This window comes from Pseudoalteromonas rubra (assembly GCF_001482385.1).
Lineage (GTDB): Bacteria > Pseudomonadota > Gammaproteobacteria > Enterobacterales > Alteromonadaceae > Pseudoalteromonas > Pseudoalteromonas ardens.
On sequence record NZ_CP013612.1, the window covers coordinates 1,178,123 to 1,202,387 of the forward strand.

Consider the following 24,265-nt stretch of genomic DNA (forward strand, 5'->3'; position numbering starts at 1 on the left):
CCTTAACGAACCGTGAGCATATAATCTTCAACTTCACCATACTGAATATTGGTGCAGGCATTGTCTGAGCCGCCTCCTGCATCCAGCGCGACGCGCATCAGGGTGACACCATCGGGTGTGTTGTCAGGAACTGACAACGTGAATTTCACTGTATTGCCAGTGGTGCTGTTGTGTACCAGCTCATCGTTGTCAAACTGGCCGTTGTGGTTCCAGTCAACCCAAACTCGCGCTGCCAGCAAAGTTGGGTAGTTCGGGTCCAGTAAACCCGGTTTTATCTCGACATTGGCGTCACGATTGGCCCGCAAATTGAGGACCTTACCAGATACGAGCGTGTGTGCTGTGCTCCCTGACGCGTGAATAAAGTCATCTACTTTGACTTGCTCTATCCACTCCCACTCATTGTCGTAACTGTTGTTTGCGCAATACTTATTGGTCAGCACTGTGGTTTTGAGTGCAATCGCTTTGTACTCCGGTGGCATAGTGGTACAGGCTTGATCCTGGCTAGTGCCGGCATACCAGCCGTATGGGTTGGTAAAGTCTTCATTGGCGAAGGTCGGGTATTGCGCATTACCGGCAGCAAGTGCTGAATCCGAAAGCCACAGTTGCTTGAGTTGATTGAGCTTTTCTTCTTTACTGATGATCTCGCGGGAGTCATACATCTGTTCCCACATTTCGACAAGTAGCCCGTCGTAACATTTTTTCAGCCAGTCATAGCGACCCTTGGCTTCTGCCACAGTGAGCATATCGCCCAGTTCGTTAAAATTGGCTTCTTCAATCGTATTGGCTGAGACGCTGCTGGTGGTGAGTGTGAGGCCACAGAGCACGGCAACCTGAGATAATCTAAATAACGTATTCATCATTGTGTATCCTTACTTCAAAACATCACTGTAGGCACTGTAATCGCGATAGTAAGCCAGGTTAGCGGCTTCGTAATCGATGCAGTAGTTGCCCTCTGGGTTGCGCTCACAATAATCGACCAGGTCGGCAAACAGGTTGGCATTAGCCCGGCTGGCTGTTTCTATTTCTGACAGTTGATTGAGTTGTCCAGCGTTAAACTGAGAGGCGTAGTAGCGCTGCAAGTTCTTGGCTCGGCGATAGGTGAGACGTTCCTCAATCCAGCGCGAAGTCAGCTCTTTAACCACTAACTTAGTGAGATAGTTTATGGCTTCGTATCCTTGGGCCGGGATCAATTGCTGTAAGTTGGAACCAGAGTCCAGATACCTTGCAACATAAGTGTCTGTCACATTGAAGTCGTCCAGTGACTGAAACTGGTTGATATAATCCGTTTTGAGATAATTGACCGCAGATTCAAAGAGGTTGAAGCAAGGTTCAGGATTCAGCAAAGTACAGCTCATGATCCCATTTGGGATGATCTGTAGCAGGCGATTTGGCTCGCCGCCACTTTGATAGCCACTGATGGTAATTTTAACGGATTGGCGTTTCTCATCGTCCAGCTTTTGCAGCTGGCCATCGACTTTGACCTTGCCTATCCAGTCCACGCTCAGATAACCACCAATGGTGCGTTTATCGCTCTCGTTGCGATAATCAATTTTCATATTGATCACTACATTGGAGCCATAGGCAAAGCCTTGTATAAACCCATCACCAAGGTTTGCCGCCTTATTACCCGGGTAGGCCTGTGCCAGATCCAATGCAGCCTGTGTTGGCTGATAGCCAGCATCGGTTGACGGCATTAGGATCCGGGATTTGGGCTTTATTGAGGAATATACGGTATAGGTGCCGGTGTATTTGTCGGCGCTTATGTCTTTGGCATAGTTGGCACCGGCATCAACTCGTACAGCTGGAAACTTAAAGCCTGCGTCAACTTTTCCGTCAATCAGTTTTAATGCCTGCTCGTAGCCCAGGTCAACACCCACACGAAAATCAATGTTGGTATTGCCAAGGTGCTCGACGGTTTGGCCATCGACTGACTTTAACCCGAGTAACACGTCACCTTTACTCTGATAAGCCGTGCCGAGTGGCGCCAGGTCAACCACATTGGAGGTTGCTGCCTGCCCATGTATCTCGCTCAGCTTAGTCGGCGCAGGGTGTGATGTGGCAAGCGCTGGCAAAGTCGCACAGGCCAGTGTGACTTGAATGAGTTTTGCGTAGTTCATGTTTGATCTCTCCATGAGAGGCCCGCAGGGCCTCTATTCGCTTGAACCTTAGTCTTTAAGACTATTGAAGTAATCCTGATGCCAGGCTTCAGGAAGGTTGTTGAGCACATCCTCTGTGGTGATTTCACTGTCAGAGAACTCGTTGTCACTTTGCATTGCGAGATCACCAACTTGCAGGCCATTTGCAAACATGGTGAAGGTTTCGCCAGTGACGTGAGTCTCATCTGTGTCAGTGCGTTTCAGCTTGAGGTTGTAAACATTGTCGCTGTACTTCACTTCTTCGATGGCGGTGATCATCTCAATACCACTTTGGGTGCGGATTTGATCGCCTGTTTTTATTTTGTTAGCCCAGGCAGATAAACCTGAAACTGTCACAACTGGGTGTGATTCAGTTAGCAGCAGAGTTTTACCAGAGGCAGTCGTTAGCTTGACCATTGGGATCAGTTCGACACCCACAGAAATGTCTTCGATTTCAAGCGGGATGTGCTGATCTGGTGCAAACTGGCTGGCACCCAGCACGGAGTCACCGACACTGAGTTGTTCAATTGGCAGCTGCTTACCATTGGCTAGCGTGATCAGTGAGCCTTTGGCCAGACAACTGTAGACCACCTGCATCGGTGGATGTTTGATGTCTTTCCAGTTACTCTCTGGCATATCTGAGCTGCCGATCACATAAGTAAAGTGACGTGTCATAACGCGTGGGCCACGTTGTTGCTCTACTTCAACTGCCAGATTCATGATCCAATGTGCATCCATGTAACGGCCATATAAGGTCGCATCGCCGAAGACGCCCATGTTTCTTGGGATATTCCAGGACATACGTGTATAAGGGTAGTCAACACCGCCTACATCCTTGACGCCTTTTTGCAGCGTGATGTAGTCAGAGAACAGATTGATTGCATCAGATGCTTTGTAATCGTCTCCGATACGTGACGCACCGCCACCTTCACGTGTTTGAATATAGATTTCGGAACCATAGTGCAGTCCATCAGGCTTGTCTGTAACGGGCTGACCCTGTGCATCTTTGATCAGTGACTTAGTACCTGCACCTGTATTTGGATCATAACTGACAGCCAGTTGATGCCATTCAGGCGTATAGATCTTAGTGACCTCCCCCATCACTTCACGGAAACCACTAAAGGGGATAAGGAGCTTTAATTGCTCATTCGGGGTACCCTGGGCATACATGGCTTCGTAATCACAGTCTTGATATTTACGATTCAGACACACTTTGATGCGGTTCAGACTGGGATCCGCTTCGTTACGCTCTTTGACATCAACGGGATGTGTGATTTCATTTTCTAATATGCTGGTAGTGGTGCGGGCATAGCCATCGGGTAAAGTGGTTGCTAAGCCTGCTTCAGTATTGTTTAGAGTTGCCATCTTCGCCGTGGCACCATTGGTTTTATACACCCCTAGATCGGCCAGTAAGGTCTCTGGTGAATATTCAATAACGGATGTACGAATTTCAGTGACTGTTTGACCATTGGCTCCCTCATATGACACGGTGAGGTATGCATCTGCAAAGATGCGTTCGGAGTTAATCAGTTTCGGTAGTACATCTTCCATACGACCAACTGAGGCAACACTGACGCGCTTTTGTGGTTGATCGGATGTCCCTTGGCCAAAAAACTCGTTGAAGCTTGGCATGACCAGCTCTTCACCTTTTTCATTCATCAGGGTCAGGTCGATATAGGTGTAGTAAGTGGTACTGAATTCACTGTTGACCGCGGTTAATACCAGGTATTCCTGTCCGTCTTGGCGGGTCATTGAGCGCAGGCCCATGTGCTTGAAGAATGAACAAAGCTTGCCTGTTTGACAGTCTGATGACTGAGCTGTCGACATGATACCTGCCATTTCTGGCTGATTGGCTTTACGGTTTAGTGTTTCTTCCAAAGATCGAAACAGAAACGGGCGATTTTTTTCTGTAATGCCGTGTCTCGCAAGGCGTTGCTTGGCTTGATCCAATTCACCGAGTTGCTGAAATTTGACGATGCGTTCAGGGAAGCGCTCGGTTTCTTGAGTAAGAGGCGCTGAGATAGAAGCAAAAGAAGCTCCTCCCAGTGCAGCGGCAACTGCTAGGCTAACCAGTTTCATACAATTTTCCTTTTAGTTTATTTTAAAAAGGCTCGTAGATAGGGAGAAATCCTATCTACATAACTGCGAGCACAAGGTGTTAATTACCATCTAGTAATTTTGAATTGAATGTCTTCAACTTCTCCGTAAGTGAAGGATTTACAAGCATCCTGCTTTAGTGGGTTTTGAGGGTTTTCCTCAAATTTGGCTCTTAAGGTGAACAGTTTGTCTCTGCTCACCCAGGGGAGGCGTATGATTTTGCTTGACGTGACACGGCAATACTCAATTCCGTCTGTGCGGGAATGACAATCTGTGGTGTAGTAGTCATAGCTGTAATCATTGCTACCATTGTGACCTTCGTCTTTACTGAATGTGTCATCATGGTTTTTATCCAGCCAGACTGTGAAACGCGCGCCAATTTGATTGTTACCATACAGGTTATTTATGGTGGACCGTGGGAGGAAGTTGGTCGAGCCAACCACGGTCAGGTATGAATTGTCGCTGCGCGAGAAGTTGTTCACAGTAGTAAAGTTATACCCTGACGCATTGTACCCGGTTACTTCAGGCACCTCATGCAATACAGTTGAGTAATAATTGAATGTCAGCTTGTCGATGTACAAAACGCCTGCATTGCTTGGGTCGGTAATGCCTGTACTGCAGCTTGAAACCGGTTGCAATATCAAAACCTGGCTGCTGGTATGACTGTCACTGCCATCCTGATAACGTGTGGTCAGCGATACATTGAACGTCCCGCCATTCTCAGGAAATTGAACCACTGGGTTTTCGTCACTACTGGTTTGATTATCAAACCCAAACTGCCAGCTGTAACCCGGCTGTTTAGTCTGATTGGCTGTACTGTTATTGATGAATTTAACTTTGTTCCCTTCCAGGATTTGATAGCTAAAGTCAGCAATGATCGGCAGGTTCGGAGAGTCTACATCAATCATAACGTCAATGACCTGGCCTGCATCTACCACGCCGCAACTGTGAATGTAAGAGTATTTATCATCTGAGATAGCGATACGCATCAAACCTATTCCCGGCGGGATGGCATTGCTTAGTTCAAAAGCGGCGCTATTGCTTGAGATGGTGGCATTGCCAATTAGTTTCTCGGTATAGGAGAATTCTCCGTCTTTATCCGAATCAAACAGTACCGTGAGCTTCTTACCGCTAAGATCTTTGTCGAAAATAAGGCCGTAACTGCGTTGTCGGGCAAGCGGAATTCTATTTCCAACCTCTGATAAATATTCTCCGGTGATGTTATTGATGCCATATGTGGCAATATTTAGACTATTGGTATGCACCTGAGGAGAATTCAGATATGGCGGGCAGTTTACGTCAGCAGCACGGCTAAAGAAGTGGCGATAAGCTGTGCTGATATTGTTATCACTGAACTGAACTTCTACAGAGGCACGTGCCAGAATATCGAGCGGCAACGTGTGTGTTTGCTGTAAAAAAGGATAGATAGGCTGATTATCACTCTTACGCCAGGTACTGCCAGTACCATCGCCCCAATCGGCATGGATTTGTTCTATGTTATCAATCGCCAGGTGGCTGATATCATAGCTTAATTCGTTATAACTAAAACGGGCGTTGGCGTTTAGCGTTGACAAGTTGTTGTCTGCTACAATGCCGACGCCTAACAAAACATCTGTAATATCGGCTTTACGCTGGTCTGCATTTTTACCTGAGATATCGATGAAGGGTGTCTGTGCAGCCAGACAGTAGCCGTATTCATCCATACTCATATTAGGAAACATACAGCCTGCTGTATTTGCGCGCAAAAACACTTTGAAGGCATCCTGAATCGACCAATGCTTAGTTTTTACCAGCTCGTAAAAAGCTTTGCGTAGCACACCACCATTGGCATGCTCTGTTTTGCCCGTCGAGAAATCAGCGACATGGTCGATACTGGTTCCGTCCCAGGAGGGTAATTCATAGAAGCGGACGCCCTGATCGGCATAGATGGCATCCCAGCCAAACCACCATTTACGGTTTTGGCCGTACTGGCCTGCCTGCTCAGTAAATTGTTTGGTGAAGTATTCTGACTGACTGTAAGCGCCATCGGCCTGACTCTGAAAGTAGTCCATAACAGCGATAGTCACTAAATCAGAGAAGCCCTCGTTAATGGCACCATCTATGCCTTCAGCACCTATACCTGAGTTCCAGCTGGTGATGGCGTGGCCTATCTCGTGTGCAGCAATACTTAGCGTGGCTTGTGAATAGAAATAATAGCCATCACCGGAACCATAGTTGACAAACTCGCCGTCCCAGAACGCTTTATTGGTACCAAATATGGTGTTGCTATGTACTTTTTGTTTAAGTGGCTTGATGCAATAGCCATTGCTTGAGCAGTCTGAGGACTGGTTTGGGTATAAGTCCGCAAATTGATTGTGAAAGTACTGCATCACAACACCCGCATTGAAATGCGCTTCGCTGGCATGGCTGTAGGTGAACCAAGTATCAAAGTTGCTGGTTACCTTAGTGACATCAAAGTCCTCGTTGTTTGCTCCGCAGGAGTATGACACCGGGTTCGTATCTGAGCTTCTGGCATCAAAAGTGCTCAGGTAGGGGTTTTCGAGCGTACATGAATCCAGCTCTTTTTTGACGACTAAGGGATATCCGCCAAATTGGGCAAAAATGGCATTGGGATTGGTGTCAGTAAATAGCAGGCGTTGTCCGACAGGTGTGAATTCGTCGTACTGATACGCCGTACAGGCTGCCATGCTGTCTGGCTGCGGGGAATAACAGATCGCGCCTAGTTTATCATTACCGCCTATCCCACCTCCGGGTACATAGCTATTATCCAGTACAGGGTTTGCCGAAACGGTTTCTTTTGAATAGAAGGACGCACTAGAATGATGACGGATCACGGTGCCTTGTGCGCTGTCGACAACGAGCTGCTCCTGAATTCCTTTACGGTTGACCTCGATAACTGTCACGTTAAGTAACTTTCCGTTTACAACTAAATACGCAGAGTTTGACTCATTAATTTTCGAGTGATCGTCCTGATAATGATTTGCAACGCTTGCTGCGAGGTCTGGCTGGTGGCCTGTGGCATGCTCAGCGACTTTAACTTCACCACTAAGTAGCTTGCCCATGCTCTGAATAACATTGCCGTGGGTATCTCGCGCGATAACCAGCTGACTATCAAGTACAGGTTTGCCCTGATAGTAAGCCCGGTAGTGCTCGTACTTTGGCTGCGTACCCGCGACTTTTTCTAGCCGATAGGTCAATGCAGTAGTTACACGCTGAGCCTTAGTTGTCAGAGAGGTGTGTTCTGGTTGAGCCGCTGTTGGTAACTGTGACCAAAGGTGCTGCTGATTTAGTAGCGCTTGAGACTCGATAGAAGCTGCGGCTTGTGTACTAAACAAGGTAACAACTCCGGCGCCAAGCACTGCGCAAAGGCGTGTCATAAATAATCCTTTTTTGTTGCATTATTGGTGTTTAATAGAGCTAAAGCTCTTAACTGTTCATTCAGTATACAAATTAAAATAATTGTTGCAAATGTTTATTTATTGTTTCTTTTTGCGGGTTTCTTGGTCTGTTATAGTGGGTTTCTATGTACTCGGTACAAACTTTTGTATGGCTTTGTTTTTGTTGTTCTTTGTAAACACTGACAGGAGACAGAATTCGTTTGTTGTGTTTTGAGGTACGATGTAAAAGAAGATGGATTATTTAGTTCGCGGTCTTCAAAAGCATCATGTTTGCAAGCGGTTTTAGCTTAGTGGAGAGTTTATCAACGCTCCTGATACGAGCGTGTTGGCCTGTCTTTGGCAATAAAAAGCGTCTGAATGTTGCAGGAATACTCGCCTGTTCAGTGTCACTGTATGTCAGGCGAGCAAGTTGAGTTGGTTAAAGGAAAAGGCGGGTCCTGTGTATTATTTCTGCAACCACAGTGCAATGCGTTCGTACATAAAGTCCCGGATAATTGGCTGAGCTTCAGCATTGGGGTGTAAGTTATCGTTTTGCATCAGGCTGCGATCTGCTGCGATGGGTAACATGAAGTACTCCATCAGATAGGCGCCAGTTTGTTCGGCCACCAATGGGTAACTGTCGGCAAACAGGGTACTGTAGCGTTTGCCATAGTTTGGTGGAATGTGGATTTGCATTAAAGCGACTTTGGCGCCACTTGCCTGGCTTTTTTCTACCAGCTCGCGTAAATGTTTGCGGATCAGTTTAGGCGGAAATCCTCGCAATCCATCATTGGCGCCTAGCTCGATAAGCACGTGGCTCGGTTGGTGGCTCTCTAGTTGCTTGTCGATCGTGAGCAGCGCATTATCCGTAGTCTGGCCCGAGACGCTGGTATTCACCAAAGTGATCGCTTTTTGCTCTGCCTCGTATTTATTTTGTAACAAATTAACCCAGGACGGTGCTTGTTTGAGACCATAACCGGCGCTTAAGCTATCACCTATGATCATAATTTTGGTATCGTTGGCGTTCGCTTTTAAGACGAAAAGTGTGCCGAAGATCAATACCACCAGTTGTAGGAAAAATCGCATCATGTCAGTGCTTTCTCAGTTAAATATTATTCAGGTTAAGGAGTTGGGTAAAACCGTCAGTACCTTTGAAGGTGACCTCACTATCCTTAGCGATATCAATTTTTCTGTCAAGTCAGGTGAATCAGTTGCAGTGGTTGGCACTTCTGGCTCGGGCAAGTCAACGTTACTCAGCTTACTGGCGGGACTAGACATTGCCAGCAAGGGAGAGGTTTATCTCGATGGTGAGGCGCTACATCGCCTTGATGAAGAGCAACGCGCAAGACTCAGGGCTGAGAAAGTCGGCTTTGTGTTTCAGTCATTTATGCTGGTTCAGAGTTTGACAGCACTGGAAAATGTGATGTTACCAGCCGAGCTTGCGGGTGAAAAAAATGCCCGAGAGCAGGCACAAGCCTTGTTGGAAAAAGTAGGGCTGTCGCATCGGGTGGGTCATTATCCTTCTCAGCTGTCTGGCGGTGAGCAGCAGCGAGTTGCTATAGCGCGTGCATTTATCGGTACGCCAAAAATTCTGTTTGCTGACGAGCCTTCCGCAAACCTGGACTCTAAAAACGGTCATTTAATCGAAAGCCTGCTGTTTGACTTAAATAAACAACACGGCACAACCCTTATTTTGGTCACACATGACGAAGACCTGGCTAAGCAGTGTGATCGCATTATCCATATCGAGGGTGGTCAGTTGGCAAAGATCCGCGATGGAGAAGGGGTGGCAGTAAATGTGGGCTAGATTGGCGCTGAGATTATTTTTCCGAGAGTTGCGTCGAGGTGAGCTGACCATCATTTTCGCCGCCATTGCATTGGCGGTGTTGACGGTCTTTAGCTTAAGCTCAGTGACAGAGCGCATCCGACTTAACATTGAACAAAAATCGGCCGACTTTATTGCAGCCGACCGTCGTCTGTCCAGTAACTATGAACTGGATGAAAGTTACCTCAAGGTAGCGCAGGATTTCGGTCTGCAAACGGCACAAAACATTTATTTTGACTCTATGCTCTTTGTGGGTGACGAATTGGTGCTGGGGTCGATTAAAGCGGTAAGCGATAACCACCCTCTGCGTGGCAAAATCACCCTCAGAGACGCATTGGATGCAGAGCGATACGACATTGCTGCGGCACCTGGTAAGGGGGAAGCCTGGCTGAGTGAGGGGCTGTTTCACACCCTCGGACTCAAAGTGGGCGATAAAGTCGAAATTGGTGCGGGTATGTTTACCGTGACTAAGGTTTTGGTACAGGAGCCTGACGCAGCATTTTTCTCACTGGCAGGTAACAAGCGTGTGTTACTGAATATTGCCGATATCCCGACTACACAAGCGGTTCAGGCAGGCAGCGATGTGTTTTATCGATTGCTGTTTGCAGGCGATGAACAGCTACTCAAAGATTATTATGTTTGGCTAAAGCCTCGGCTCAGAGAAAACCAGAGCTGGCAAGGGATCAAAGACCGGCAGTCACCATTGGGTGAGAATCTTGAGCGCTCCGAGCGGTTTTTACTGTTGGCTGGCCTATTCGGCATTATGCTCGCAGCGGTGGCGATGGCGGTGTCTGCAAAACGTTATTGTGAGCGTCAGTATGACCCTGTTGCCATGATGAAAACCTTGGGTGGTAGTCGCGGGACAATTAAGCGTATCTTCCTGATGCACCTGTCGCTCGTAACCGTTAGCTCTCTGGCGATTGGTCTGGCAATTGGTTATGGCTTACAGGAAGTGGCGGTTGACTACCTGACCAGTTTTGTTGCCAATGAACTACCTCTCGCCGGGCCCAGACCCTGGCTGTTGTCTATTGCCATTGGTGTCGTGTGCGCGCTGATGTTTTCTCTTAAACCTTTGTTGGATTTGTTTGATATTCCCCCACTGCGTGTACTCAGAAGAAGTTTGGGCGATAAGCTGGCGGTCAGCCGGGTGCATATGGTGCTTTCGGTGGGTACCATCTTCATGTTGATGTGGCTGTTCAGCGGGGACATTAAAACCACACTGTTATTGTTTGCAGGTACTGCGACATTGATGGGCGTGCTGTTTGGCTTGTCCCGACTGTTCTTTAGTGCGGGTCGTAAATTGGGGCTGAGCCCGGGCAACAGTTGGTCTCTGGCGATTGCAACATTGCAAAAACGCGCCAATGCAAACGCCATTCAGCTGATTAGTTTTGCGCTGGCTATTAAATTGATGTTGTTCCTGTTTGTGCTCAAAAATGACATGATCTCTGACTGGCAGATGCAGGTACCAGAAGATGCACCCAACGCCTTTTTAATTAACATTGGAGAGCGTGACGTTGCACAATTCAAGACCTTCTTTGCTGAGCAAAGTATTCATCATGAGGCATTTTACCCGGTCTTTCGGGGCCGCGTTAATGCCTTAAACGGCGAAGCATTTGCCCGTCGGGTATCTAAGCAGGAAGGTGAGGAGCAACAAGAAGATGCCCGTAATGGCGTTGGTCGTGAGCTGAACCTGACCTGGAGCGATACTTTACCGGATGGCAACGAAATTCTGGAAGGGCAGTGGTTTGAGCAAACAGATGAATTGCAGGTTTCTGTGTTTGAAGGCACAGCGGAGCGGGTTGGTATTGAGCTTGGAGACACGCTGACATTCTTGGTCAATACGCAGATCTTTGAAGCCAAAGTAACCAGCGTTCGCAGTGTTGACTGGGGAACACTTAAGCCTAACTTTGTGATGATTTTTAACTCTGCTATGGCCGAGCGTCTGCCGGTGACTTATTTTACGGCGGCCAAGTTGGAGGATAACCATGTTCGCCCGATTAGCCGATTGTTATTGCAGTATCCGACTGTGAGCATGATAGACATCAAGAACAATATCGCACAGGTACAATCTATGATTGCTCAGGTGTCCCTGGCAATTGGTTTTGTGCTATCCATTGTGTTGATAAGCGGTGCCCTGGTCTTGATATCTCAGGTACAAGCCAGTCTGGCTGAGCGAATGCAGGAAGTGGTGATTTTACGCACACTTGGTGCCAGGGGTAAGTTGATTAAACTGGCTACCCTGTATGAGTTCTTGTTGTTGGGCGCGCTGGCAGGTTTCGTTGCTGCGCTGGTCAGTGATATCACCCTGTTTGTTATCCAGCAGCAATTGTTTGGTGTGGATGGTAGGCTGCACCCGTATGTGTGGATACTGGGGCCAGTGTCAGGCGCTACTTTTGTGGCTTTAATCGGCTATTTTATGGTGGCACATACTATGCGTCAAAATACTCAAGGGTTATTGCGAAAAGTCGCTTGATGGTGATTCTCTGAGTGGTGGCGGCTTGTGTTGTAACTGATACAAGCCGCTTTTGTTCCCTACTATTGTGTATACAAAACACCCCATTACCGGGTAAACCTGCCGCACCATAGAGCTAGGAACTTAGTTTTTCTGATTGAAGTTATAAAACGCCCATCTTGTTCAACGTAGCTTTGGCGATTTCGACCCGGGTGGATGCGACTTCTTTAAAGTTCTTGGCATCCATATTAAAAGCAAAATAGTGACGTCCTTGGCTGTTCTCAACAATGCCAACATACCAGCCTATGTACTTACCTTTGGCGACCGGTCCGGTTCCCGTTTTTGCATAAAGCTTGGTATTGGTCGTCTGCTCCTGTAAGAAAATCGTATCAAATGCCTGATAGGTCGAAGGCTTAAGTTTCAAAGCTTGGGTCTGTAACCGACGTAGAAATGTGACCTGCTCGACAGCACTGATTTTAATGCTGCTGTTGAGCCAGAACTTATCGTGAGGCCCGCTGATATCACGGTTGCCATAGTTAAAGTCATCCAGGTACTTTTGCATCACAGGCTTGCTCAGCAAGTTGGTCCAGGTCTGATATAAAGGCAGTGCTGAATACCTGAATGCGTCTTGTGGGGTGATTGACTCTTTGCGCCAGGCGTCAAACCACCATTTTTTAGCCGGATAGGTATCCAAATCTATCTGGTAACCCTGTCCGGGTTTGATGGTTTGCGTATCTAGTAAGATCAGTGTATTAGGCACTTTATAAGTAGAGAAGGGAGTATACGCTTGCTCCGCGCGCGATTGGTTTATAAATTGCCATTGTTGTGTGCGCTCGCTATATACCGCCATGGTACACGCCTGTCCATTTTGGCAGGCAGGCAAGGTCGCGGGGGTTGAAAGTACACTGGCTGCAAGCAGCGGTGTGAGGGTAAGTGAAGTCAGTAGCGGCATGGGTTCATCCTTAGTTATTATAGTTAGACCGCGCCTATCATATAAGCGAATCCTTACCTTAGCCTGAACCGTATATTAAATAAGCGCTTTTTGCTGTAACCGGGCACGAAACTGGCTGGGTGTGCATTGCTTGATTGCAAGAAAGCGGCGGTTAAAGTTTGATAAATTATTAAAGCCGCACTGGTCGCTTATTACAGTGATTGGGGCTTTGGTTTTGAGTAGCAGCTTACAAGCTTTGGCGATCCTCAGCTGATTAATAAACTCAGTCACTGTACACTCTGTGCGCTTTTTAAAGAAGCGGTGGAAATGATTGGTACTCATGTGGGCCTGTCTGGCCAGCAGTTCTGCACTCAAAGATTCAGTGTAATTGTCGTAGATATAATTTATCACATGATCAAACTTATCCTTGGCAGGATCCAGCTGTTTGGCAAAACTAAACTCCATGGTCGACAGCGTTTGATAGGGGCTGTTTGTCATCAGGTTGAGCAGCTGAAAGAGTAAGATATAGCGTTCCATTGGCGACGCATTTTGCATTTTATTGAAGAGCTTTTCGCTTTTTTTAGCTGTTTTCTTATTAAAGCTTAGCCCGCATTTGGCATGATCTAATAAAGTATGCAATCCCTGTAACTCAGGATTTTGCTGCATTTGCTGTTGTAGCCAGGGGGCTGGGATCTGTGCCACATGAACAATGTGCTGACTGCCATCTGTATTGTCTTGAGATTGCCACGTATGGGGCAGTTCGGGCCCCATCAGTACCAGGTCGTAGTCGTCGTATGGCGTGATATGGTCACCAATGTGACACATGCCCTGGCTATTTAGGGTCAGGCAAATTTCATATTCAGGGTGGTAATGCCAGTTAAAAGGAATTTCGTCCAGCTGATAGAGGCAATAGCGCCATGAACAATTGTGAGATGGAATGACTTTTTCACACATAGCTTTCATTATATTGCTCCTTTATGTTAGTCAGCTGTGGTCTTTTAGCGCATGTTTTTTGCGCTAAAAGTTTGTCGATTCTGCTATCTTCGCGCCCTGCGCTCTGAAAGGTGATGCATTTCACTGCTCTTACAATACTATCCTATTCAATATGGGTAAAAAGGTACAAACTATTAACATGAGTTAAAAGAAAGCATGCATAATGTCGAGACATGGCTGGTCATTTAGTACTGCGTTTTAAAATGACAGCGCTGTTATCTGATAGATTTGTACCGATATGAGTTTGAAAATGCAAACTTATAAGTTACAGGCCTGTTCAAATAGGGAAAGTGCCTGATGATTATTTCATCAGGCGTACATCTTGATAATACAGAATAAGAGGAAGAAGATGAAACACAGCAATGCAGCATTCAGATTGTCTCGCATTTCATTTGCGGTCACTGCCGCAGTGATTTCAAGCACCGCCTTTGTTGCACCGGTTCAGGCCGAGCAAGAAGAGTCAGTGGAAGTTATTGAAGTTCGAGGGATCAGAGCTTCGACTGAAAAAAGCCTTAACACCAAGCGTTTTGCGGATGGTGTTGTTGACTCTATCACTGCAGAAGACATAGGTAAGCTGCCGGACGTGACAATCGCGGATTCACTTCAACGTGTACCAGGTATCCAGATCCGCCGAAGTGCCGGTGAAGGCTCAACGATTAACGTACGGGGTATGCCACAGGTCACTACCTTACTTAATGGTGAGCAGTTCCTCAGTGCTGGTTCACTGACCACAGTACAACCCGATTTTACCGATATTCCTTCGAGTCTGGTTGGTGCTATGGATGTGATGAAATCGCCAACTGCTGACACCTTAGCGGGTGGTATCTCTGGTACTGTCGATCTGAAAACGCGTAAGCCATTTGATTTAGAAGAAGGCTTCAGCGGCGCAGCATTGATAGAAGCATCACGTGGCTCTTATTCAAAAGAAACCGACCCTAAAACCATGATTGCTGCGGGCTATAACGCTGAGCGTTTCGCGGTACTTGCTACACTGACCAGAGATGAAGTGAATCTGGCAAACTATCGCTTTGGTTCGACTAACCATGGCTGGGGCTATGCACCTCAAGAAGCGGGTGGTTGCTGGTATTGTCCTGATGGAGATATCAATGGCGATGGTGATACTGATGATGCAGAATTCACTTACGTCAGCTACGGTATGGTTAACCGCTTTACCGAGCGTGAGCGTACAGGTGGTAGCCTGAGTTTCCAGGCGCAGCTTAATGACAATTTTGAGCTGAGTGCAGATGTTTTCTATACCAAAATGGATGATGCAGATCGCCAGCGCGGCCTGATGGCGGACAATGCCTGGGGCGGTCACTGGGATTGGCAGGAACAGCATGATGCCATGGATCGGGGTAAAACGACTGGTGGATACAACCTGTATACTGCACAGGATATTACGCTGCACGCGCCACGTGTTGTTGCGCATTCTGAAAGTCATACCAATGAGCGTGAATCAACCAACTATAACTTTGAACTGACCTACAAAGGCGATGGTAATTTCTCAGGTAAAATGCGCCTGATCACGGCTGATGCGGAGCGTATGCACACGGAAAATGTTGCTCAAGGGTACATGACCAGTGGTTTGGCACACAATTTGCGCCGTAACGAAGGCAATGGTCCGATTGCGGTAAACCCAAATGGTTATGGACCTGGCACTGTGCCGGTGAGATTGAACTATCAGGGTGATCACCCGGTATTGTTGCCGCCCAGTGAGATGCAAGGTGAAGTGTTTGGTTCCAATATGAACCGTTACTCAGTGGTATCAACGTACTCTGAAAATAACTTTAACGAAGACGCCAGCTTGGACATTTTACGTCTTGATGGTGAATACCTGTTCGAAGATATGGGATCACTGACCAAAATGAGCTTTGGTGCTCGTTTAGGTAATCGTGACGTATCTCGTGAGCAATATGTATTGCTGGCGCCATTCAGCAACCCGGTTGGTGAAGGCAGTGTTGATGTAATGTGGAAAGACCAAGGTCTGGCAGCCTTTGATACGGACGGCAGCGGCGGTGTACCGAGTGCGTCTGACGGTGACCTGACAATGGGTTACGACACGCCATATACCTTCGATAAATTACCAGCGGCATGGATCCAGCAGGTATCTGATTTTGGTCCGGTTAATGGTGGCAGCTATTTCTTCATCGACCCGCGTCAGCTTGACGACCCATTTGCATTCCAGAATCAACTTTATCCGGGTAACAAAAAAGGCGGCGTACCAGGCAGCACCTATGAGGTTGAAGAAGAAACTCAAACGCTTTACTGGCGCGCTGATTTCTCTAGCGATCTGTACACCGCGAATCTGGGCTTCCAGTACATCAAGACAGATTTGGACATCCTGCAAAACGTGATTGGCGATTCTATTTGTGTGAACTGTCCGGGCTCTGTGGCAGCCGATGCGGGTGATATTAACACCAGTAAATCATTCAGTGACTTCCTGCCTTCATTGAACCTGGCGGTGAACCTGAGTGACGACCTGATCTTCCGCTCTGCCTGGGGTAAAACAATGACGCGTCTGGACCTTGGCGCAATTGCGGGTGGTTTGCAGGTAAGCCGTTCACGTGCCGGTGATGACCTGGCAGCGCGTGAAGGGATTTCTCCTGACTTGTTGATTGCAACCAATGCAACTATGCAGGGTAACCCTGAACTGGAGCCATGGCGTGCCACAAACACGGATTTAGCGTTGGAATGGTATTTCTCACCAAGCGCATTGGTCAGCGTAGGTGTGTTCAATATCCAGCTTAAATCTTTCATTGAAACCAGTACCTGGACAATGCCACTGGCTGATGCAGATGGTGTTGTACGTCGTGAAGTCAGCGTAACCGGTCAAGTCAATGGCCAGGGTGGTACAATGAATGGTGCCGAGTTTACCTATCAGCAAGCATTCGACTTCCTGCCGGGCTTCTGGAGTGGATTTGGTGCGGCATTTAACTACACCTATTCAGACAGTGAAAGTGGTCGCGTTGACTTCTATGGTGACGCACTACCGCTGGAAGATAACTCTAAAGAATCGTCTAACGCGGTACTTTGGTATGAAAAAGACGGTTTCCAGTTCCGTTTAGCGGCCAACCATCGCTCCAAGCGTCTGGCGCAGGTCACGACGACGGGTGGTATGGGTGATACGGCTATCTGGACTGAGCCGACAACCTATATAGATATCTCGGCCAGTTATGATGTGACAGACTATATGACGGTGTATATGTCTGGCAGTAACCTAACTGAGGAATACGAATCTAACTACGCACAATGGAAAGACAATCGTATTTCACAAAACGTTTATGAGCGTCGTCTGACACTGGGTGTTCGCGGTCGCTGGTAATTCTCCCTCGGGCCTGAGTAGGTTGTTCAGGCCTTTTCTTTTTGTTCTGGCATGAGATAAACGCGCAGCGCTGGATATATATGAGTGATCCTGTATTCGTGATTTTTTCTCATGCTACTTTGCTATCTTATCTGAATACTTTCCGTATGCCTGCGCGCATAAATGCACTTGCTTTGAATTAGGCGGAATTTACCCGCAAAAACCCGGATAAATGATGCATTTCCCTCATTTCAATTAGTGTATTGCACAGAATTTATTAACTTTTTCATATCGTAAGTTGAATAATATTTTAGTCTTGCCTGTCAATGTGCCGAGTAAACATAGAGTACCCAATTGGACGGCTAAGCTTATTGATAGATATCCAGTTTTTATGCCCCTGGCCGACCATACAGAGCACGAGAAAAGTATTAGCAATTGTTTGAAATGTGCCGCTACAGTGCTGGCAATGACGGCAAACTAGTCTTACCAACGAGTTAAGGCGGTGGCTATCCCTAGCAGGATCCCCTTGGATCATTGAGTTTGTCTGCCCACAAACTGATTCCAAATAAGCCACCGCCTTTTTATTTCTAAGCTCACGATAAGGTAAGACTCATGAAACCCAATTACTCCGTGGTTGCCCTGGTGCTGGTAACCTTCTTTATGGTGTCGTTTTTCACCAATATTCTCGGTCCGTTGTTTCCGGAACTCATTAAAAGCTTTGATATAGGCCTTACTTTGGCCGGCTTATTCCCTTTCGCCTTTTTTATTGCTTACGGCGTAATGTCTATCCCTGCCGGCCTAATGGTACAGCGTTTTGGTGAAAAACGCGTGATGCTGGGGGCTTTTACGCTTGCTGGTGTCGGGGCGTTATTGTTTGCTGTAGCCCCAGTGTTTGTGGTGGCTATGCTGGCGCTGTTTTTGATTGGTACCGCTATGGCGATGTTGCAAGTCGCCATTAACCCGTTACTGCGACGCAGCGGCGGCAGCGCACATTTTGCAGCGTTCTCGGTACTTGCTCAGTTATTGTTTGGCGCGGCAGCCAGTTTGTCGCCCTGGGTTTATGTTTCACTGGCCAGTCAGGTACAAGCGCATCCCGCCGATTTTACCTGGATCCCCGCTGCGATGCCCTGGTTAAGTATGTACTGGCTGTTCGCACTGCTAAGTGTTTTGATGTTGATCTGGATAGGGCTGAGCAGGCTTGAAGCGGTTGAACGAAAAGAAGAAGAGACACTGAGCTGGCAAGCGTGCGTTGGGTACTTTCGTAACCCTGTAGTGATCCGCTTCTTTTTTGCCATTGTGGCATATGTGGCACTGGAGCAAGGAATTGCCAACTCAATCTCAGTATTTTTACTGACTTATCATCAGATTGAGCCGCAATCCAGTGCACAGGTGATCAGTCAGTTCTGGATGATGCTGACGCTGGGGTGTGTAGTGGGGCTAGTGTTGCTCAAACTGTTTGATGCCAAACTTGTGCTCATGTTGTTTTGCCTGGGGGCCGCTTTGAGTCTCATTACTGCATTGATTGGCAGTACAGATATCGCACTGTTGGCTTTCCCATTATCCGGGTTTTTCTTATCTGTGATGTGGTCAGTGTTATTTTCTCTGGCGTTAAACTCTGTGTCGAGTGGCCATGGTGCCGTATCGGGGGTGCTATGTACTGGCATTGTTGGGGGAGCACTGGCTTCTCCTTTAATCGGCATGCTGGCTCAGCTGAGTGGTTCTTTGCAGCTGGCGTGTTTAGTGCTGCTCTTGCCGCTCGGGTACATTACCTGGATAGCCTGGTGGGCACAGCCAATTGTGCGTAATCATACCGTCAGAATGTTCTGGCAAAAGCAAACTCAACTAACAGAGAAACAGGAAGCGGCGGGTCAATGAGTAAAATAATATGTGTTGATCTGGGCGGCACTAAAGCACAGGTTGCCCGGGTTGATGAACAAGGTGTTTATGAAGCTCGCCGTTATAGTGTGCCGGCCTCAGAGACTAAAACGCAGGTTAACGAGTTTATTACGGGCATTATCGCAGAGCAGCTCAGCAATGATTGCTGTGGTATCGCAATAGGTGTGCCCGGTATGGTTGATCTCAGTAATGGCACAGTACTGGAGACGGTTAATATTCCAGCGTGGCAGGATGTTCCGCTGGCTGCACAATTAACCACACATTTTTCTTTACCTGTAGTTGTTAACAACGATGTTAACTGTTTTACTATGGGTGAATATTTTTATGGTCGTCATTACCAGTCAGGTGCCCCTTTTTACCAACCGGTGAGCAACCTGATGGGCGTGTGTCTGGGAACAGGCCTGGGCGCAGGACTCATTTTTGACGGCCGGCTATACAGTGGCAGGCATTGTGCTGCGGGAGAGTTCGGCAGTTTTCCCTATCGTGATGGTATCCTGGAACAATATACCAGCGGACAGTTTTTTCTGGAGCGAGGTACAAACGGAGCAGAGCAGGCAATGCTCGCACAGCAGGGGGATCGCTATGCACAATCTCTGTTCGACGAGTTTGGTAGCCACCTGGGGTTTGCACTGGCTCAGACGCTGCTGGCCTTTGACCCGGATAAAATTGTCCTGGGTGGATCTGTCAGTAAGTCGTACGACTTGTTTCAGCGCAGTATGTGGAAAAGCCTCGCCGGGCAAACACATCCGGCGTTGTTTAAACAACTCGAAATTCAAGTAGGTGAGCTGGAGCATGCCGCGTTGCGTGGCGCTTATAAGTTGTTCCAGGAACAGTTTTCGGAGGGAATATGAACAAGTTTGCTTGCCTGTTAATGGCACTATTGGGTGTTCAAACAGCACACGCGGCTACAGCGCCGTTAACACAGGGCGAGTTGAATGTGTTGGCTGACAATCTTCAGATCCGTTATCAGTTAATTGATTCTATGCCACAGCAGTGTCCGGATCCTGTGAAGCAGTGTTACTTTTCTGAATTACAGCTGCGTTCACCTCAGCGTTATAGTGGCGCTGATTGGGCCATTTATTTTAGCCAGCTGATGCCAATTTATCAGATTGAATCTGACGTGTTCAGAATTGACCACCTGAATGGCGATTTGCATCGACTGACTCCCACTGAGCAGTTTGCTGGTTTCTCTGCAGATGAAACTTATAGCGTGCGCTTTTACACAGAGCATTCGCAGATCACCCGCTCTGAGTTTATGCCCAATTATATTTTAGCCGATCAATCTGAACGGCTGCTCCCTAGAGTGGTCGCCAGTACGCGTTCTGTCCGGGATGAGCAAACCCGGCTGGAACAGCAGCCATACCTGGCAGCGTTCGAGTCATACCATCAGTTGCGAGTCAGTAATAAAGATCAGACCCCCTGGATGGACGCAGCTTATCTGGCGCAGCACCAGTCTGAACCCGAGCTTCGCGCTGCGCCAGAGGGGCTGATCCCAACACCCCGCGAGTTTAAAGTGGTATCACAGGGGCGGATCAGTTTGAAAAAAGGAATTCGTTTTGAACTTAAGGGTCTTGATTTAGCACAGGTTGAAATGGCCGGAAAGCGACTCGCGCAGCTGGGTGTGAAGCAAACTCAAAAAGGTCTGTCAGTGCGGGTCACTGTGGATCCCTCTCTGCCGATAGCTGCACAGGGGTATCAGTTCAATAGTTCTACTCACTTGATTGATATTAAAGCATCTGATTCCGCTGGTGCCTTCTATGGCGTGCAAACATTGGCCGGACTCATGGATTTGAAAACCCACAGTATTCCCAGTGTGGCTATTACTGATGCGCCCCGATATAGGTTTCGGGGGCTGCATATCGACAGTGCCAGAAACTTCCGTTCCAAGCAATTTGTGTTAGATACCATAGCGCAAATGGGCGCTTATAAATTAAACAAGTTACATCTGCATCTGGCAGATGATGAAGGGTGGCGCCTCGCTATCGCAGGCCTGCCGGAGCTGACAAAAGTGGGAGGGTTACGCTGTTTAGATCTCAGTGAAATGCGTTGCTTGTTACCACAACTGGGCGCGGGTACCGGTACTGGTGCGCCACGTAATGGCCACTATTCTCAGCAGGATTACAGTGAAATTCTGCGCTACGCTAAAGCACATCACATTGAAGTGATCCCATCGCTGGATATGCCCGGACACTCTCGTGCCGCCATTATTGCGATGGAAGCGCGTTACCGGGCTCTGATAGCCAAAGGCAAAACTGAGGCGGCCAATGAATATCGACTGGTGGAAGAAGCGGACGAGACGCGCTATTCCTCCATCCAGCATTACCACGATAATACCCTGAATGTGTGTTTGCCAGCGACTTATCGATTTGTAAATAAGGTACTGACTGAGCTTCAGCGGATGCATGAGCGTGCTGGTATACCTTTAAAAACGTATCACATAGGTGCTGATGAAACAGCGGGAGCCTGGCTAGACTCTCCCGCCTGTAAAGCGCTGAATAAAAAGCAATCTATTGCTTCGATGAATGGATATTTTATTGAAAAAGTGGCGGCCATGGTCGCTGAAAAAGGCATCACGGTGGCAGGCTGGAGCGATGGCCTGAGTGATGTGAATCCAGAAAAAATGCCTAAAAATGTTCAATCCAATGTCTGGAGTACGCTTAGCGAACAAGGGCATAAAGTCGCGCACAAACAGGCTAATCTGGGTTGGGGTGTGGTGCTGTCACTGCCCGATGTGACTTATTTTGACTTTCCTTATCAGTCCCACCCTGAGGAGCGCGGCAATCACTGGGCCAGCCGGGCATTAGATACCCGTAAAGTATTTGAATTTATGCCGGATAACTTGCCTGTGCATGCGGAGTTTTGGCGAGATGTGTTGCATCATACCTACAGCGCGGATGACAGTGATTCCGCTCTGAAACCGGACGTTGGCTATACAGGTATGCAGGGACATCTTTGGAGCGAAATGATAAGGGATGATCTGCAGGCTGAGTATATGCTGTATCCACGCTTGTTGGCTTTAGCTGAGCGTGCCTGGCACAAGCCTGCATGGGCTGTCCCATACCAAGGTGGTCTGGTATACAGTCGCAACAGTGGCCATTTCAATGATAAAAAGCGACGGTTACGTGAGCAGGACTGGCAACGTTTTGTTGCTTTGCTAGGCTACCGTGAGTTACCCAAGTTAACGCGACAGGGTCGTTTTTTCCGAATACCTACTGTAGCTGCAAGTCGCCGTGATGATGGTACGCTGAATATGTTCAGTGAGATCCCCGGGTTTAAACTCGAAGCACTAATCAATGGTCGTTGGGTAAACTATCACCCAAGGTTGGGTTTTGATTCGGTTGATGCCGTACGAGCTGCATTAGAGGACGAATCCCGAACCGGGCGGGCGTTACCATTGCCAGCCCCGGTGGGGCCTGGTAACCGTTGACCTGGTTAGACAGTAAGGGGCTAAATTAGCCCCTTAATTAATTTAACGCCGGTAAATAATTTCGCCATCCAATAGTGTCATTACCACTTGTGTATTGCGGATCTCGTTGGCGCCGGCTTCGAATAGATCGCGGTCAATGACCACTAAATCGGCTAATTTGCCCACTTCAATACTACCGACTCGCTGCTCCTGTCGCATCGCATAGGCGCTGTTGAGCGTATAAGCTTCAATAGCTTGCGCCAGTGAAATGGCCTGTGGTTGACGTGACACCGCATTACTTAAACCGATAAACGGGTTAAACGGGCTGACATTCCAGTCACTCGACAGGGTGAGTGTGGCCTGATTGTCGGCCAGGCTGCGAATGGGCACCAGATCCTGGGCTCGATCGGCGCCAATCAGTGGAATGGTGTCAGGCCAGTGGCTCGGGTCAGTGAAATCTCCGGCGACTTGTGCATCAGCAATCACATTCAGCTTGGCAAAGCGCGGTAGATCAGCAGGATCAACGACTTCCAGGTGTGTGATGCGGTGACGGGCCTGACCATTTGAGGCATTATCAATGGCATTTAACGCTTCGTGAATACCACGATCGCCAATCCCATGAATGTTAAAGTCAAACCCTGCTGGCTCCAGTGCCTTGATGTATTTTTCAAGCCGCGCCTGAGTAAAGTAATTGAGGCCACGATTGCCATCCAGCTCAAGCCAATTCTCCAGGTAAGGTTCATGCATGGCTGCGGTGGTATTGACTAAAATGCCATCCATATAGAATTTGACCTGATTTACCTGTAACAGCTCAGCTGAGTTGTTCTGATATAAGGATTTGAGTTTGGCAAGCTGAGTGTTGTCGTCCATTTGCGGATATGCCCATAGCCCAAGCGAAACACGTAATGTTAGCTTGTCTTCATCCGCAACGCGTTGCCAAGTTTCCAGGTGACCGCGTTGCCAGTAGGTGCGGGCGTCACTGATGGAAGTGATCCCCGCCTTGTTAAGCTCTGGCATGGTGTATTCAAGCAGGCCAAGGTAGTCACTTTGTGCTGCATCTGGAAGAGACTGCATTGCCAGCTCCATGACCTGGTTTCCGGCATTGTCGTACAAAATACCATTCAGCTGGTTTTGTTCATTGCGACCCAGCACACCCCCAATCGGATCTAAGCTTCTTGCTGACAGGCCCGCCAGCTCAAGCGCTTTGCTATTAACCCACATGGAGTGAGAAGTTTGTTCCATGATAATCACAGGTCGGTCTGGCACGGCTTCGTCGAGTACCGCCAGTGGTGAGTCGGACATTTCCAATAGGGTCGAGATTTCATGGCCATAGCCAATCAACCAGCTAGCGGTAGGGTGCTGACTGGCGGCATAAGCCACTTCGTCTATGTATTCCCCTGCCGATGCAGCGGCGGGTACGGTAAATTGGGTGGCTTCAGAAGCAGATTCAAGCGGGTGCATATGCACATCGTGAAACCCCGGAAGCATCATTTTACCTTGTAGGTCAATATGCTGTGTTGTGTCACTGATATACATTTGAGCTTCTTCGTTGCTCCCGACCAGGACGATTTTATTACCCTGAAGTACCAGCGCCTGTGCCCAGGGTTGCTCGGCATTAACGGTGTAAATTCGCCCGTTGGTGAACACCATGGACGCGCTTTGTGCTTCGTTAGTTTGCTCAACATTTGAATTTGTTGAAGTTGATGGATTTGTGGTTTGGTTGTTGCTTTGATTGTCAGAGTTACAGCCACTGAGGGCTAAACCGGCTATCAGAAAACTGCTTGTGATCATCTTTGTTGCTCGCATTGTTGACTCCTCATTGATGCCGATACACTATCAGTAGCATGGTAAC

The 24,265-nt window shown here is 47.9% G+C and carries 14 protein-coding genes; 6 read left to right on the plus strand and 8 right to left on the minus strand.

What is annotated here, in order from left to right:
• Window positions 1-2: 2 nt before the first annotated feature.
• The 5 genes from AT705_RS23880 to AT705_RS23900 form a co-directional block, all read right to left on the minus strand.
• Window positions 3-860, minus strand: a complete 858-nt coding sequence (locus AT705_RS23880; protein WP_237113853.1) for a GEVED domain-containing protein — start codon at window positions 858-860, stop codon at window positions 3-5.
• A 9-nt stretch (window positions 861-869) separates the two neighbouring features.
• Window positions 870-2,117 carry a hypothetical protein gene (locus AT705_RS23885; RefSeq protein WP_058798808.1) on the minus strand — a complete coding sequence of 416 codons (1,248 nt, stop codon included), beginning with the start codon at window positions 2,115-2,117 and terminating at the stop codon, window positions 870-872.
• A gap of 48 nt (window positions 2,118-2,165) precedes the next feature.
• The gene (locus AT705_RS23890) at window positions 2,166-4,214 is read right to left on the minus strand and encodes a Hint domain-containing protein (protein ID WP_058798809.1); all 2,049 of its coding nucleotides are present in this window, start codon (window positions 4,212-4,214) and stop codon (window positions 2,166-2,168) included.
• Between the two features lie 83 nt (window positions 4,215-4,297).
• Complete coding sequence (locus AT705_RS23895; RefSeq protein WP_058798810.1) at window positions 4,298-7,609, minus strand: M4 family metallopeptidase; 3,312 nt, start codon at window positions 7,607-7,609, stop codon at window positions 4,298-4,300.
• Window positions 7,610-8,074: 465 nt separating this feature from the next.
• Entirely contained in the window at window positions 8,075-8,698 is a 624-nt protein-coding gene (locus tag AT705_RS23900) for an arylesterase (protein ID WP_058798811.1), read from the minus strand.
• Between AT705_RS23900 and AT705_RS23905 the strand changes: the two genes are divergently transcribed.
• Window positions 8,697-9,416 carry an ABC transporter ATP-binding protein gene (locus AT705_RS23905; protein WP_058798812.1) on the plus strand — a complete coding sequence of 240 codons (720 nt, stop codon included), beginning with the start codon at window positions 8,697-8,699 and terminating at the stop codon, window positions 9,414-9,416. The genes AT705_RS23900 and AT705_RS23905 overlap by 2 nt on opposite strands.
• Complete coding sequence (locus AT705_RS23910) at window positions 9,406-11,907, plus strand: ABC transporter permease (RefSeq protein WP_058798813.1); 2,502 nt, start codon at window positions 9,406-9,408, stop codon at window positions 11,905-11,907. Before AT705_RS23905 ends, AT705_RS23910 begins: the two co-directional genes overlap by 11 nt.
• Window positions 11,908-12,049: 142 nt before the next feature.
• Here the strand turns inward: AT705_RS23910 and AT705_RS23915 are convergent, their stop codons facing one another.
• Both AT705_RS23915 and AT705_RS23920 read right to left on the minus strand, forming a co-directional pair.
• Entirely contained in the window at window positions 12,050-12,838 is a 789-nt protein-coding gene (locus AT705_RS23915; RefSeq protein ID WP_058798814.1) for a penicillin-binding transpeptidase domain-containing protein, read from the minus strand.
• Window positions 12,839-12,913: 75 nt separating this feature from the next.
• Window positions 12,914-13,780, minus strand: a complete 867-nt coding sequence (locus AT705_RS23920) for an AraC family transcriptional regulator (protein WP_058798815.1) — start codon at window positions 13,778-13,780, stop codon at window positions 12,914-12,916.
• Window positions 13,781-14,159: 379 nt separating this feature from the next.
• Between AT705_RS23920 and AT705_RS23925 the strand changes: the two genes are divergently transcribed.
• From AT705_RS23925 to AT705_RS23940, 4 genes are all read left to right on the plus strand, one after another.
• Entirely contained in the window at window positions 14,160-17,132 is a 2,973-nt protein-coding gene (locus tag AT705_RS23925) for a TonB-dependent receptor (RefSeq protein WP_058798816.1), read from the plus strand.
• A gap of 591 nt (window positions 17,133-17,723) precedes the next feature.
• Entirely contained in the window at window positions 17,724-18,986 is a 1,263-nt protein-coding gene (locus tag AT705_RS23930; RefSeq protein ID WP_058798817.1) for an MFS transporter, read from the plus strand.
• Window positions 18,983-19,858 (plus strand): ROK family protein, encoded by an 876-nt coding sequence (locus AT705_RS23935; RefSeq protein WP_058798818.1) that lies wholly within the window; start codon window positions 18,983-18,985, stop codon window positions 19,856-19,858. The genes AT705_RS23930 and AT705_RS23935 overlap by 4 nt, the downstream gene beginning before the upstream one ends.
• Window positions 19,855-22,434 carry a family 20 glycosylhydrolase gene (locus AT705_RS23940; protein ID WP_058798819.1) on the plus strand — a complete coding sequence of 860 codons (2,580 nt, stop codon included), beginning with the start codon at window positions 19,855-19,857 and terminating at the stop codon, window positions 22,432-22,434. Before AT705_RS23935 ends, AT705_RS23940 begins: the two co-directional genes overlap by 4 nt.
• A 42-nt stretch (window positions 22,435-22,476) precedes the next feature.
• Here AT705_RS23940 and AT705_RS23945 read toward each other — a convergent pair whose 3' ends face one another.
• Window positions 22,477-24,219: an amidohydrolase gene (locus AT705_RS23945; RefSeq protein WP_058798820.1), complete on the minus strand. Its 1,743-nt coding sequence runs from the start codon at window positions 24,217-24,219 to the stop codon at window positions 22,477-22,479.
• Window positions 24,220-24,265 lie beyond the last annotated feature (46 nt).